At 49.0% G+C, this 14,462-nt stretch carries 15 protein-coding genes; 14 read left to right on the top strand and 1 reads right to left on the bottom strand.

Going from position 1 to position 14,462, the window contains the following annotated elements:
• Positions 1–45 precede the first annotated feature (45 nt).
• The 9 genes from AC3WT9_RS06855 to AC3WT9_RS06815 all read left to right on the top strand — a co-directional run bounded on the left by AC3WT9_RS06855 (position 46) and on the right by AC3WT9_RS06815 (position 8,011).
• Positions 46–1,110, top strand: a complete 1,065-nt coding sequence (locus AC3WT9_RS06855; RefSeq protein WP_340898532.1) for an ABC transporter ATP-binding protein — start codon at positions 46–48, stop codon at positions 1,108–1,110.
• Between the two features lie 70 nt (positions 1,111–1,180).
• Positions 1,181–1,975 (top strand): ABC transporter permease, encoded by a 795-nt coding sequence (locus tag AC3WT9_RS06850; protein ID WP_341097659.1) that lies wholly within the window; start codon positions 1,181–1,183, stop codon positions 1,973–1,975.
• A gap of 49 nt (positions 1,976–2,024) precedes the next feature.
• Positions 2,025–2,768 carry an ABC transporter permease gene (locus AC3WT9_RS06845; protein WP_341097660.1) on the top strand — a complete coding sequence of 248 codons (744 nt, stop codon included), beginning with the start codon at positions 2,025–2,027 and terminating at the stop codon, positions 2,766–2,768.
• A 182-nt stretch (positions 2,769–2,950) separates the two neighbouring features.
• Positions 2,951–3,694: an AzlC family ABC transporter permease gene (locus AC3WT9_RS06840; protein WP_341092841.1), complete on the top strand. Its 744-nt coding sequence runs from the start codon at positions 2,951–2,953 to the stop codon at positions 3,692–3,694.
• Positions 3,691–4,005: an AzlD domain-containing protein gene (locus AC3WT9_RS06835; protein ID WP_341092842.1), complete on the top strand. Its 315-nt coding sequence runs from the start codon at positions 3,691–3,693 to the stop codon at positions 4,003–4,005. The genes AC3WT9_RS06840 and AC3WT9_RS06835 overlap by 4 nt, the downstream gene beginning before the upstream one ends.
• 29 nt (positions 4,006–4,034) lie before the next feature.
• The gene (pdxR, locus tag AC3WT9_RS06830) at positions 4,035–5,564 is read left to right on the top strand and encodes a MocR-like pyridoxine biosynthesis transcription factor PdxR (protein WP_341378456.1); all 1,530 of its coding nucleotides are present in this window, start codon (positions 4,035–4,037) and stop codon (positions 5,562–5,564) included.
• An 82-nt stretch (positions 5,565–5,646) separates the two neighbouring features.
• A complete protein-coding gene (locus AC3WT9_RS06825) occupies positions 5,647–6,615 on the top strand; it encodes an ROK family protein (protein ID WP_341378457.1) in 969 nt (322 codons plus the stop codon).
• 275 nt (positions 6,616–6,890) lie between these two features.
• A complete protein-coding gene (locus tag AC3WT9_RS06820; RefSeq protein WP_341092849.1) occupies positions 6,891–7,403 on the top strand; it encodes a GNAT family N-acetyltransferase in 513 nt (170 codons plus the stop codon).
• A gap of 71 nt (positions 7,404–7,474) precedes the next feature.
• Positions 7,475–8,011 (top strand): hypothetical protein, encoded by a 537-nt coding sequence (locus AC3WT9_RS06815; protein ID WP_341092850.1) that lies wholly within the window; start codon positions 7,475–7,477, stop codon positions 8,009–8,011.
• 135 nt (positions 8,012–8,146) lie between these two features.
• On the opposite strand, the gene AC3WT9_RS06810 is transcribed toward AC3WT9_RS06815, so the two are convergent.
• Positions 8,147–8,587 (bottom strand): DUF4395 domain-containing protein, encoded by a 441-nt coding sequence (locus tag AC3WT9_RS06810; RefSeq protein ID WP_341092851.1) that lies wholly within the window; start codon positions 8,585–8,587, stop codon positions 8,147–8,149.
• A 390-nt stretch (positions 8,588–8,977) separates the two neighbouring features.
• Here AC3WT9_RS06810 and AC3WT9_RS06805 point away from each other — a divergent pair, with 390 nt between their 5' ends.
• The 5 genes from AC3WT9_RS06805 to AC3WT9_RS06785 all read left to right on the top strand — a co-directional run bounded on the left by AC3WT9_RS06805 (position 8,978) and on the right by AC3WT9_RS06785 (position 14,254).
• Positions 8,978–9,637: a response regulator transcription factor gene (locus tag AC3WT9_RS06805; RefSeq protein WP_341092852.1), complete on the top strand. Its 660-nt coding sequence runs from the start codon at positions 8,978–8,980 to the stop codon at positions 9,635–9,637.
• A gap of 80 nt (positions 9,638–9,717) precedes the next feature.
• Complete coding sequence (locus AC3WT9_RS06800; protein ID WP_341378459.1) at positions 9,718–11,010, top strand: sensor histidine kinase; 1,293 nt, start codon at positions 9,718–9,720, stop codon at positions 11,008–11,010.
• A gap of 60 nt (positions 11,011–11,070) precedes the next feature.
• Entirely contained in the window at positions 11,071–12,153 is a 1,083-nt protein-coding gene (locus tag AC3WT9_RS06795) for a hypothetical protein (protein WP_341378460.1), read from the top strand.
• A 575-nt stretch (positions 12,154–12,728) separates the two neighbouring features.
• Entirely contained in the window at positions 12,729–13,541 is an 813-nt protein-coding gene (locus AC3WT9_RS06790) for a nucleotidyltransferase domain-containing protein (RefSeq protein ID WP_341378461.1), read from the top strand.
• A gap of 257 nt (positions 13,542–13,798) precedes the next feature.
• A complete protein-coding gene (locus tag AC3WT9_RS06785; protein WP_341378462.1) occupies positions 13,799–14,254 on the top strand; it encodes a GNAT family N-acetyltransferase in 456 nt (151 codons plus the stop codon).
• Positions 14,255–14,462: the final 208 nt, after the last annotated feature.

Here is a 14,462-nt window from a genome sequence, read left to right as displayed (position 1 = left end):
TATAATGGGGTACTGAACCCAATCTTTAGCTTAGCGAGGTACAATATGAACGCCATTCAAGTGCAGGACTTACGCAAAACGTTTAAAGTCCAAAAGAACCGCGAGGGCCTCAAAGGGGCCTTCGCTGATTTGTTTAAGAGGGAATACTCCGAAGTGACGGCAGTGAAGGACATTTCGTTCACGATTCCTCAAGGTGAAATCTGCGGATATATCGGTGAGAACGGTGCAGGCAAATCGACCACGATTAAAATGCTCACCGGCATTCTCGTTCCGACCGCTGGCAGCCTGACTGTAGGCGGGTTTGTTCCGTATGCTGAACGTGAGAAATTTGTGCAGAACATCGGGGTAGTCTTCGGGCAGCGTAGCCAGTTGTGGTGGGATATCGGCGTGATCGAGTCTTTTCAGCTGCTGCGCAAGGTATACCGGGTCTCCGAACAAGATTTCAAAAAGCGGCTCGATGAGCTAGTGGAGCGTCTGGAGCTGCAGGATCTGCTGAACCGGCCGGTCCGCAAGCTTAGTCTCGGCCAGCGGATGCGCTGCGAGCTTGTGGCAGCATTGCTCCATAACCCCTCGATTCTGTTCCTGGATGAACCGACCATTGGTCTCGACATTGTCGTGAAATCGGAGATCCGCGAGTTTCTGAAGGACATGAACCGGGAGCATGGAACAACCATTCTGCTGACTACTCATGATCTGCAGGACATTGAAGCGCTCTGTTCACGGGTCATTATGCTCGATGATGGGCGGATTATTTATGACGGCGGTCTGGAGGACTTGAAACAGCGCTGGGGAACCGGGCGTGAGGTGGTATTCCAATTTGGCACAGCTACAAAGCTCAGCCGGATTATGCAATGGACGGAAGGCATGCCGGTGACCTGGACGGCCGAGAACGACCTCGCCGCCAAAGTCTGGATTCCGCTGGAGCTGAATGTATCGGATGTGCTGGGACGCGTGGTAGGCCAGGCGGACATAACAGACATCAAGATTATCGAAACCAACACGGACGATATTGTCCGCAGCATTTATCAGTCCGGATCGGCGGAGAAACCGGAAGAGATGATCGCGGCTTTGCAGGAAGAGAAAGAGGTCATACATGTCGGACAAGCTTAACGCCGCTGTTTCCAGCTCCGCGGGTGGCTCCTCTTCCTCTGGAGGACAGCCGGAAAATGGACGCAGACTTCTGCTGGGCGCTTATTTTGATTTTATCCGCATCCGCTTTCTAACCATGCTCGCTTACCGTGTTAACTATTATTCAGGGATTCTAATCTATACGCTTAATATTGGGGTGAACTATTTCACCTGGAAGGCCATTTATGGGAACGGGGAGTCACTTGGCGGGTTTACAGGAGCGCAGATGACCACCTATGTGGCCGTCTCGTGGATGGCGCGCGCCTTTTATTTCAACAACCTGGACCGGGAGATCTCCACGGATATCCGTGACGGCAGCATCGCCATCCAGTTCATTCGTCCTTATAACTACGTATTGGTCAAAATGATGCAGGGACTCGGCGAAGGGTTATTCCGCTTCATGATGCTGATGATTCCGGGGATGGTCATCGCCATTCTGTTATTTCCGGTGCAATTGCCGACAGAGCCTTCGGCCTGGGCCGGCTTTCTGGTCATGCTCTTCTTCAGCTTCCTGATCAGTTCACAGATTAACGTTATCACAGGGCTGTCCGCTTTCTTCGTGGAGAACAATGAAGGCATGATGCGCATGAAGCGGGTCATTGTAGACCTGTTCTCCGGCCTGATTATCCCGATCAGCTTGTTCCCGGACTGGCTGTCCGGTGTGCTGAAGGTTCTGCCCTTCCAAGCCATTACCTACCTTCCGGGTTCCGTATTTACGGGCCGGGTACAGGGTGTGGGCATATGGAATGTGCTCGGTGTCCAGGTGTTCTGGTTCCTGGTGCTGCTGATTCCAATTGTCTGGCTATACCACGCGGCTCGTCAGCGGCTGTTCGTGCAGGGAGGGTGAGGAAGGTTTGTATTATCTGGGATTGTTAATCGAATATTTGAAAAATTATATGAAGACCCGGTTGACCTACCGCGCCGATTTCTGGGTGGAGGTCATTTCGGATCTGCTGTTTCAAGCGACTAATTTTATTTTTATCCTTGTGATCTTTATGCATACCGACAGCCTGGGCGGCTGGAATCAAAATGAAGTGGTGTTCGTATACGGCTTCTTTATGGTCCCGTACGGCGTCTTCAGCTGCTTCGTGAACATGTGGGGCTTCAGTGAGCGCTATATTGTCAAAGGCGAAATGGACCGGATTCTGACCCGGCCGGCGCATAACCTATTTCAGATCTTTCTGGAGAATGTAGACCCGCCAGCCCTGTTTGGTTCGATCATTGGACTGATTATTATGGCAATCAGCGGCGCGAACCTCGGACTGCCGTTCGAGTGGTGGACGATACCGGCAATGATCCTCCTTACGCTTAGTGCGGTAGCCATCTATACGGGGATTTACACCACGCTGACTTCATTGTCATTCTATTCCGATGCCCCGACCGGCATTCTGCCGCTGATGTACAATATTCAGAGCTATGGCCGTTATCCGGTCACAATCTACAACCGGGCTATTCAGGTACTGCTCACCTGGGTAATTCCGTTCGCCTTCGTCGGTATTTATCCGGCGGCGCTCTTTCTGGAACGGGATGAGATGCGAGGAATGGCGCTGCTGACTCCTGTAGTCGGTGCGGTATTCCTTTGCCTTGGCCTTGTTTCTTGGAACTACGGGGTTAAACGGTATAAGGGAGCAGGCTCCTAAAGCAGCTTATCAGCTATAAAATAGTATCAGCAAGGCAGACAGGAGGAAAGACACCCTGTCTGCCCTTTTTTTGCCTCAATAGAATTGGTATGGTGGATAGAATGCAAAGTGGTTATTTCCCGGTACAGACCGAACAGGTAAGCTGGCTGTGTGGTTTAAATGCGCTAAGGGAGTGATCAAACATGGGTGTCGTTGGAGCCGAGTTTAAAAAAGGGTGTTTGGATTCTTTGCCGATTGTCGCCGGTTTTATTCCTGCCTGTTTTACTTTTGGGCTGGTCGGCAAGGGACTTGGTCTTGGAAGTCTGGAGGTTTTTCTGATGTCGGCACTGATGTATGCGGGCACAAGCCAATTTGCTGGCGTCAAGCTGCTTGCGGCAGGGACGGCGGCGCCTCTTATATTGCTGCTGACCTTGGTTATTAATTTAAGATACCTGATGATCAGTTTGTCCTTTTCAGGGTCGGTCAGACGAAACCTCAGTACTGCGGTGAAGGCGTGGATCGGCTTCAGTCTAACAGAAGAGGTCTATGCGGTAAGTATGCTAAGCGATAAGCAGAGTTTAGGGCAGGAAGCAGCGGACGGGCAAACACCGGAGTTGCCGCTGCATTATCTTCTTGGCCTGCAAATTCCTCCATATGCTGCGAATCTTGTGTCCACAGCGGCTGGTATATCCCTTGCAGCCTATATTCCGGCCGCTTTTTTACCCGCGCTGAACACCTCGCTATATGCTTTATTGATTGCATTAATTGTTCCTCAGCTGCGGGGCAACAGGCGCAATCTGGTGATTTGCCTGTGCTCGGCGTTGTTCTCCTGGCTTCTGCAGCCCTACCTTGGGAGTTCCGCTGTGCTTGCCGCCATGCTGGCAGGAATGGCTGCCGGCCTTCTCATTCCAGTTCGGGTTAACAGGGCTGTGGAGGAGGCCGCATGAACATTGCCGTGATTGTTGGCATGGCGCTGATCACCTTTTTGCTGCGATTCACGCCGCTGCTGCTTACCCGTGATTTCCTTCCGAAAACCGGTAAAATCAAGATGATGCTGGATCATTTGCCGCTGGCTGTACTGAGTGCCTTAACGGTGCCGGGAATCTTCCAGGTAGATCCTAAAGCTCCGCTGATCGGTATCGCTTCCGGCGCTGCCGCTGTTATACTGGTCTTAGTCCGTAAAATACCGCTGCTGCTTGTTGTTCTGGGTGCGGTAACAGCGGCAGTTATAGTAAAGGTGATATCATTAAATTTCTGATAAATGATGAAAATGTGGAGGGGTGACCGATGAAGCATGAGCTGCTGATCACGCTGGACAGAGATAGGGCAGTACCTTTAAACCGGCAGATCTATGAGCAGATTCGGACAGCTATCCATTCCGGAGCTTTAAGTGGAGGCGATCCTTTGCCGCCAACGAGAATGCTGGCTAAGCAGTTATCCCTCTCACGAAGCGTGGTTCTGCAGGCATATGAGCTGCTTCAAGCGGAAGGCTACCTGGAAATGCGCAAAGGTGCGGGAACGTTCGTTACGGGTCTGCAGTCTGAGCACGGTTCATCAGGCGATGACCCTGTCATGGAAATGACAGTGCAGGAGGACCCTCAAGTTCACTTAAAGAATGAACTGGACCTCTCTTTGCTTATACCTGATCCAATCATGGATCATGCAGGCCCTGGTGCCGTGTTTTGTGATTTCCGCCATGGTGTGCCTGCCTGGGATGCCTTTCCCATGGACAGCTGGCAGAAAGCGCTCATGAACGCCTGCCGCAGCGCCACCCCTCAGACACTGGGCTATGGACCTGCGGAAGGCTCATTTTCCTTGCGCCAGGAAATTGCCCGGCTGCTGCGTTCAACACGTTCCATTCCCGTGACTGCTGAGCAAATTGTGATTACAGCGGGGGCAACGCAGGCTTTGGATATTTTGGCGAGGTTATGTTTGAGCAAAGGCGACGGCGTGATTATGGAAGATCCCACCCACCATACGATACGCGAAATATTCAGGTTCTCCGGCGCTGAGATTATACCGGTAACGGTGGATGAGGAAGGCATAACCGTTGAAGACTTCGACAAACGTGTTCTTCAAGCGGCTGAAACAGGTCAGGGCAAGGTTCCAAAGCTGATTTATGTCACGCCATCCCATCAGTTCCCGCTCGGGGCAACGATGTCATTAAGCCGCAGGATTCAGCTTCTGAGATGGGCAAAGTCGCATGACGCATTAATTATTGAAGATGATTACGACAGCGAATACAGATACGATGGTCCGAAGCTGTCAGCACTTGCCGGTCTGGATTCCGGCAGCAGGGTGGCCTACATCGGAAGCTTCAGCAAAATCCTGTTTCCGGCGCTCCGCATAGGCTATATTATCCTGCCCCCATCCATGATCCCGGGATTTCTGGCGGTCAAATGGCTTGCCGACCGGATGTCTCCTGCTCTGGATCAGGAAGCGCTGGCTGAATTTTTGAAGTCTGGACAATATGCCCGTCATGTTGCCCGAATGAATAAGCTCTACGCCGGGCGCAGAAGTTGTTTGCTTCACAGTCTGAAGAAGGAGTTTGGCCCGCGGGTGTGTACGTTTGGTGAAGAGGCAGGCCTGCATGTGCTGGTTGAGCTGGATTCACCGGCAAATGAAAATGATATAGCGGCAGCTGCGCTTCGGTATGGCGTACGTATCTATCCAGCCTCTTCATACTTCGTGGGCTCCAAGCCGCAGAAGCCCGTATTTCTGCTGGGCTACTCCAATCTTACGGAAAGCCAGCTGGAGAGCGGGGTGCAGGCGATCCGCAGGGCGGAAGCCGATGCGAAGACAATGGGCTTGCACTGATATGGCACTTGTAGGGTTTTGAAAAAGTTGAAAGATCATCACTAACATAAAAATGAAATTGGCGGAATTGAGGAGGTACTGGATGAAATCATATATCCTTGGGGTAGATTTGGGTGGAACGAATATCAAAGCAGGACTGTTTGATACCGATTTTACAGTAATCCGGGAATTGTCAACGGCTACTGAAGCCGCGAAAGGACCGGCATTTGTGCTCGAACGGATCCGAAATGCGGTTCATCTGCTGACGGAGGAGCATGGAGTTGCTTTGGAGCAGATCCAATGCATGGGAATGGGTGTCCCCGGTTTGCTTGATCCGGAAGAGGGACTGTCCATCTTCTCTCCCAATTTTACGGATTGGGAAAACATACATATTGTAAATGAAATGAAAAAGTTCTTCAGCTTTCCTGTATTTATCGATAACGATGTGCGAGCCAACCTGTATGGTGAATGGCAGTTTGGCGCAGGCAGAGGGTATAGAAATCAGGTGTTGCTTACGCTAGGAACGGGACTAGGTTCAGGAATCATCGCTCAGGACACGGTGCTTTACGGTACTACCTTCAGTGCCGGGGAAATCGGGCATATGAACATGTACAGGAACGGTCGCCCTTGCCGCTGCGGAAGCTCCGGCTGTCTTGGGAGGTACGTGTCCGCTGTAGGCATGGTCAACACTTTTAAGGAAAAGCTGGGTGAAGGCAGAACCAGCATCATTCAGACGTGGACAACCGGTAATAATGATGCCATAACCGCTCTGATGATCTCTGAGGCGTATGATCTTGAGGACAGCCTGGCTGTCGAGGTGATGCATGAGACAGGGGTTTTGCTTGGGTTTGGACTGGCCAATGTCATTAATCTGCTGAACCCGGACGTGGTCATTATCGGCGGGGGAATGGCGGCGGCAGGGGACAGGCTGCTGCGCAGCGCCCGGGAAACGGTAAATGCGCATGCACTGAAACTGGCGGGCGGCAAATGCAGGATTGTTCAGGCTCAGCTTGGCAGCAGGGCCGGAACGCTGGGGGCTGCATACTACGCGTATAAGAAGGTTCAGGAATGAAGCTTAAATCTATCACACTGGAGTATTGATAAAATCGAAAATGATATCGAACAGCCGCTTTCCGCTCCAGAAATGGACTATGTAATCCGATTTGAGGAGCCTGTTAAGTTTGCCCAAGCACTGCCGGAAAGTGAAGATCGAAACGGAACAGCCCATCTCGTCTGTTTATACATCTATTCCCGATACTCATATCTATAAACAGATTAATGGACAGCAGAGTGAATAGCAAACACTGAAAAAAAGCAGCATTCTGCTTGAATGGAGGAAGACATGCCATGAGTTTACCTGTACAGATCCGTCCTATGACCCAAGAAGACATAGAGATGATCTATGAAGGTTTATTTGATCACGATATCAGTAAACCACTAGAGTATATCAAAAGCTGCTGGGAAGAAAACCGTAGTAAAGAAAGAGTGACGCTCCTGGTGTTTCTTGAGAGTAAGCTTGCAGGCTGGGGCCATGTGGTGCTTCACCCGCAGTACCCATACTTTAGAGAGCACGGAATCCCTGAAATCCAGAACTTTGACATTATCCCCCCGCTCCGCAAGCTGGGCATAGGAAGTCTGCTTATCGAGGCGCTGGAAAAAGAGGCATTTATGCAGTCGGACACGATAGGTATAGGCTTCGGGTTGTATGCTGACTATGGCACTGCACAAAGAATGTACATCAAGCGCGGCTTTGTCCCCGACGGCAGAGGGATAATGTATAACGATATGCCCGTAGTTCCAGGAAGCCAAATTTGTGTGGACGATGACCTGACGCTCTTTTTAATCAAAACCAAATCATAAAACATTTAATTCCGATCAAAATAGCGCATGCTATGCTATATAGAGCGGACAGAACAAGCAGGAGGGCGAAAATGAAACGAGAGATCCAGCATGTACCCTATGGCTATGAACCACCGGCCAGCGAACGCAAAGGAACGCTAGTTTTCTATGATTCCTTTGAGCATATAAGTGATCAGGAGCTGGCTGAGGCAGCCCGGACGGCTACGGAGCGCAAATTCACCAAGCTGGTGCTGTATCCGTTGCATGAAGAAACAGTAAGGCGGATGACGAAGGAGCCTGTACAGGCTTATTATAAGCGGGAAGACCGTTTGCATGAGTGGAGAAGAGAACAGGGACTTTCATTTATCACTGTGGAAACACTGGAGGGAAAACGGAAGAAATATACGCCGCTCGATTCTGCGCTCCGTCATATTAGCGACGTGTATCCTTCGCCGTATTTCCTGTATCTGACACCAGAGATGGCTAATTTGTTTGCTTCTTATTCCTCCTTTGAGGAGTGGATCGTGAAGCTTCGGCTTATTCTGAGCGAAACTCCATCTACTGTTCATCCAAGGCTTGAGAAATTTCGCCATCGCTGGGATGATGCGGGCGACGAAGAGAGGAAATAACCTGTGGCAGGAGTTGGCCAGCACATTCAATGCCAGTCTCAAGCAGCAGTGAAGACCCAGGTCTCATTGCTGCTTGTTTTGTTGTTGCCGGTAACAATGTCTGCTGCGGCTGCTGTCATTACACGCTATACAGCGTTATTGAGTGCTTCCCTGTTTGCGTCTGTAGTTGTACATTCTCCACTGGTAATGGATAAAGCAGCCAATGCAGAATCCAAGAATAGCGACAGTTGCTGCGACCGCTACCAATGCGGTGAAGCTATATGCGGCAATATTCCAGCCTGCCAGGAAGCTGATCAGACCAGCGGCAAGACAGAAGACGGCTATACTTTGATTAAATTGCTGCTGCTCCCAATCTTCGTGCACATAAGCAGAGCGTTCTTTCTTGAGGAAATTTACCCCAACCTTCATCACGGGATTGTATCCGAACAGTAAACCGGACAAGCCGGCGGCTAGGGGAATCGCAAGTATCCAATGTTGTCCTGTAAGCCAGGTTAATAGTACGGAGATCACGATAACTGCCTGGTTGGTTTTGACCAATGGTCTGGGGATTCCTTTGGATTTGATATCTTTGCCCATCTAATTCACACCTTTCGCATTGGAATTTATTAAATTATAGCGGATCCCTCTGCCACTAGCAATCAGAAAAGACTTTTTTAATCTCAAAATTTCCATCCTTTAGTTTTTTTTGTCTGCCAGTTACCTTCTGCAAAAAAAAGACTTAAACGTGACTTCCAGCGCCAAACCGAAAGAGTCATGAAGAATTCTGAAATCTGGTATGTTAAAGTGTAAATAGTTAACAACACAGGAAAGAAGGGTTGAATATGATCTATATTGTGCTGGTCGACTGAGGCTTTATCGATACGGATTGTAAAGAATTCGCGCTAAATTTGTAAGCTGATGCTAGCGGATGAAGTCTATGCGAACAGAAATTTTCGCTATTTTAGGAATCAGGAGGATATTCAGTGGATGGCCCATATACTAGTGGTTGAAGATGAACAGCCGATCAGCGATTTGATTTCCATGAACCTTAAGCTGGTCGGACACACATATTCCAAAGTTTATACCGGTTCAGAGGTTTCAGGAATTCTAGAACAGGAGCGAACGGATCTTATTCTGCTTGATGTGATGCTTCCCGGTATGGACGGGTTTGAAGTGATGCAGCAGATTGCCCACTTGCGGATTCCGGTAATTCTGATTACGGCCAAAAATGCATTGGCAGACCGCATCAAAGGGTTCGAGTTAGGTGCGGATGATTATATTATTAAACCCTTTGAAATCCTTGAGCTGCTGGCCCGTATCAATGTCGTTCTGCGCAGGAATGAACAAACTGCCTCTGCTTTTATTTGCGATGAGGTGGAGGTCCGGTTTCCGGAACGTCAGGTCCGGGTAGACCAGTTGCCGGTGGATTTGACCACCCGGGAATTTGAGCTGCTCGAAGTATTGATCCGCAACCGGAATATAGCCCTCTCGAGGGAAAAACTGCTTGAATTGGCCTGGGGTTATGATTTTGCCGGCGACACCCGCACCGTGGATGTCCATATCCGTCAGCTGCGCAAAAAACTAGGCTGGGAAGAACGAATCAAAACCGTATTCAAGCTGGGCTACCGCCTGGAAGTTCAGGTCTAGCCATGCGGTTCTGGCATAAGATTCTCCTCTCCGTCCTCGTGCTCTTCATAGCAGCCCTCGATGTAAGTGTAATTATGGTGATGAAAAAAAGCTGGCAGCTGAACATGGCCAGCGAGACCAAGCGGGCGGCCAGCGAGCAACTGCTGATTGCCAATAATATATACGAGAATCTTGATTCTATCCTGGCACGGGGCATCACCCTCACCCCTGTCTTGCTGCTCAGTGTGGCTGAGTCATATGGTGAACACTACCGTACACAAGGAATTGGCTTGGAGCTGCGGGAGAACGGACGGCTAATCTACCCGAATACGGGCAGAAAGGACGGTATGCAGGATGAACATACCATCCGGTTATCCATGCCGCTGCCTGCTCCTTACCAGCATTTGGAGCTTGCCTATAAGCGCGACATCAGCGGGCTGTATGCCCAGCAGCAGGAGCTGAACCGCTTCTTTGTAATGATTAACTGGATTGTAGGTCCGGTGCTGGCGCTGCTGCTCTATCTCCTTATCCGCCAACTGACCAAGCCGCTCAAGCAGCTGTCGGAGACGACCAAGACGATTGCCGAAGGTGATTATTCAAACCGTGTGGAGCTGCATAGCAGAGATGAATTCGGGGAACTGGCCTTCAATTTCAACCGGATGGCTTCGGTGGTGGAGCAGCGGATGACTGATCTCTCCGACATGGCCGAGGATAAACAGCGGATGGTCGATAATCTTGCCCATGAACTGCGTACACCGCTGACCAGTATGCAGGGATTCGCTGAATTTCTCACTTCGGCGAACATTGGCCAGGAAGAACAGATAAAGGCCGGCCGCTATATTTGGAGTGAAACGGTCAGGCTGAAGAACCTTGCCTTTAAGCTGCTTGATTTGTCAGTCCTCCGGCACCAGCCTCTGGTGCAGTCAGAGGTGGATGTTTCCGGACTGTTCGAGGCGGTAGTGCAGACGGAACAGCAAAAATTAACAGAGAACGGAATACTGTTACAGATTGACAGCTCCATCCCCACCGTGTGGGGAGATGCGGATCTGCTGGCATCCTTTCTGGTGAATTTGATCGAAAATGCCATGCATGCTTCAAAGCCAGGCTGCCAGATCCGCTTGCTAGCCTATAATCAGAACGGGGAAGCTGTGCTGGAAGTGCGTGACAGCGGAAGCGGGATGACGGCGGAACAGAGCAAGCGTGCCTTCGAGCCGTTCTATCGGGCAGACCCGGCACGTTCACGGACCTATGGCAATGCCGGTCTCGGGCTCTCCTTGTGCCGCCAAATTGCCGAGGCGCATCAAGCCAGAGTTGAGCTGCAGTCTGTTCTTGGTGAAGGGACAAGCATCCGCATCTTTTTACAACTCCATAACAACTGTCCTCCTACTCCATAACATCTTGGGATTAAGGTATAGACAGATTTAACATCTTTGATCCCAATGGAGGTAATACAATTGAGCAAGAACAAAGTGTCCGCTACGTTAGCTGTTATCCTATTCTCAGCAGCCGTGCTCGCAGTTAGTGCGACTCTCGTCCCAAGCTTTGTGAACTCCGCAGTCGTCGCCAAGAACAGTCCGGAAATTCAGGGTAGTGCCCAGCTGGCTTTAACCGGAAGCACCGTCCCTGTGCTGAAAGTGGAGGCACCGGCGCCGGTGTCCACTGTGAAAGAAGACCTGCTTAAGCAGATGACTGAGGCGCAAATCCAGCAGATCTATGACTTCATAGACAAGCCGGGCGATCCTCATACTTCAGGCCGGGAAATGACCGAATCAGAAGGGAAACGCAGACTGGTTCTGGATGACCAGTATGTGTATGATGGGCTCCGCCCCAAACAGCAGCTGCCGTTAAAGCCGGGGCAGGCAGAAATGTATCTGGATTTGGAGACCAATACATACACATACCCGGAGCGGAGTTTGACCGATGAAGAGCTGCTGCAGCTGATTGACTGGGCCTATCGGGTCAATTACATCTCGTCCAAACGAACTGTGACGGCGCCCCCCCTGCCGCAGGAATTCAGCAAGGCTGAAGCGCAGGCGCTGGCGGCTGAAAGTGTGCGCAAGCTGTTTGATGCCGATATTTCCAAGCTGCAAACGACAGTTATTCTAGATGAACTAAGACTGGACAAACATCCAACCTGGAGCGTTCATTGGTCTCCTTATAAGTGGCAAACCCTGCGAGGGCAAGGCAAGGAATTTTGGCAATATCACGTTATAATTGATGCGAAAACCGGGGTCGTGCTGGATACGACTGCAATTAATGTGGCGCTGAAAAGAACTCCCATCGACAAAGCCGCCGCCAGTGCCATTCAAAAGGATGCCAGCTGGATTCAGAAAGCCACCCAGATTCTTACGGACAAGCAGGGGGAAACAAGAAACATTGTCAAAGCTTATCTGACCGATACCGAGGTTAACAACAAACGCGGGATGGTGGCAGTGAAACTGTTGTTGGAAGACGGAAGCAGCTATACAGCGGAATTCCGCTATCCGAATCAGTCCCTGCGCTGCCTTATCTATGACGCTGCGGAGAAGGCCGATTAAGCAGACAACGTTTCAAAAAAAACGAGTACAAAGATCCAAATAACAGAAAGTAAACTTTTCAGCCCTTTCGCTTCCCTGCAGGAAGCCGGAAGGGCATTATTCGTGTTCCGGGTGTCAGAAGAAAATAGAGTTTTATATAGAATTACACAAAAACCTGAAACCATTTCTAAACATAAAGGATTAGCTACTGTTAAACTATAAGAGATGGCTGAAGTAGCAATAAAGGTATCTATGGGTATGACCGGTTGAGCTAGCCGCGAACGATAGTTCAGTGAACAACGAGCAGCGATGTAACCGATCGGCTCATTGATGATTTGATTAAAAGTCGGACTATAAAAGACGACGGGATATTGACCCAAACGAACCTGAGGTATTCATTCGGTGGCTTAGGAACACGTGGATAAATTGATTGTTGAACTAACGTAGAAATTATACCATCATAATTCCAAGAACAGGCTGCCGCGGATCCATACGGCAGCCTTTGCTAACTATAGAACAGAAGATAGGGTTCCAATATGGTGGTATTATAGTATTGGCAAAAACTAAAAATAGAAATTCAAAATGGAGCGATCTTAATGTTGATCCAATCTTTTGAAGACGAAACACTTGAGCGAACCTTGTCCATATTTGTCGATGATATCCGAGCCATTCTTAATAGAAAGTTGCGAAGCATTTACCTTTACGGTTCGGCCATTCACAATGATTTATCCCCGGGATACGGGGATTTGGATTTTCTCGTTGTAATTGGTGAGGACCTTAGCCAAAATGAAATCGAACTTTTAAACAAACAAAGATCCATTTACAGATCATCCCTTCTTAGAAGATCCGTCGATAGACAGGTCCCCAACCTCTACACCGATATGCTTGAGGGTGCCTTTCTTACGATTAGTATGCTGAGTGGGGAAAAGGGCAGCGGCTTGTGGTGGGGAACAAAGCGTGAATCCGTCTGGACGGAAAATCAATTAGACCTGTTCACCCTGTACACGATCAAGGAGCAGAGTATCTTGTTGTATGGTAAGTCCCATCTAGACAATGTGCCATCGTACTCGAAGGAAGAGTTCATTAGCTTTTTTAAAGAATATGCCAAGTGCATGCGGAAGTTTGGCAAGGGAAATAGCCTACATTCCGTTGACTGGCTCCTGTTAGCTTCCAAATTTATAGCTTGGTGGCAGGAAGGTGTCATCCTGTCTAAAAGCCAGGCAGCAGATTGGGGGCTATTACATCTTAGTGGCGGATGGAAAGAGAATTTGAAGCGATGTAAGAAGCTAAGGAAGGATCCATCCATGGTAACATGTCTAGAGTATTCCGAATGGCTGAGTAATTTGGAGCCAGCCATAATAGAAGCATCACATGATCTGGACAGAACTCTCGAAACAACTATTCACTAAAGTTAAAATCTTTATAGTCTATAAAAAGAAAGTTAATAATAACTTTTCCGTTAACAGGGAACGAAAGCTTACGCAGGTTAGTAGATTAAAACCTCCCTTTAGAAGCAAACATAGATGTAATAGCTTCTAAGGGGGGAGCGGAATAGTTGCTCATCTGACGGGGGCTACAGTGAAAGAAGCTGCAACGTTGGGGGGATTGTTGAATAAGGTATACCATTGTAATATAGTAATTTAACAGTGAGATATTGGAGGTCCTTATGGAATTCAAAACTGCAAATGTAAACCATCTTCCTGCAATTGTCCGTTTATTAGCAGATGATGAATTGGGGGCTACCCGTGAGCGTTTTGAACACCCACTGCCCAAAGCATACAGTGATGCTTTTGCAAAGATTGAACAGCAGATTGGTAACTCCATAATCGTTGCTTTGGATAACAACGAAGTTATTGGTTGTCTTCAGCTTACAATTATTCCGGGGATTGCAAGATTAGGAACGACACGCGGTCAAATTGAAGGTGTTCGTATTGACAGTGATTATCGTGGAACAGGAGTTGGAGAGTCCTTATTTCGTTATGCTATTAATGAGGCTAGAGCAATGGGTTGCGGGATAATTCAACTGACAACTGATAAAAAACGTAAAGATGCCCATCGGTTCTATGAACGACTTGGATTTGTTGCTAGCCATGAGGGTATGAAACTTTTACTAAGTAATTAGTCATTGAACTATCGGGAAACGATAACTCAAAAAGACAAGAGGGCATATAACACTTTGATGGAAAGGGAATCAGGAAATTTAACCATAATTGATGCATGGAACAATTGGTATTATAAAATATGGTTCACGGTGTGCATTTAAGCGCGCAGCGTCGCATGTTATAATAGTTTTATCTTCAAAAGCCGAAAAGACTCCGACCTCTAGGCGG

Source organism: Paenibacillus sp. EB106-06-01-XG199, from assembly GCF_058791575.1.
This window is presented reverse-complemented; position numbering and strand designations above follow the sequence as displayed.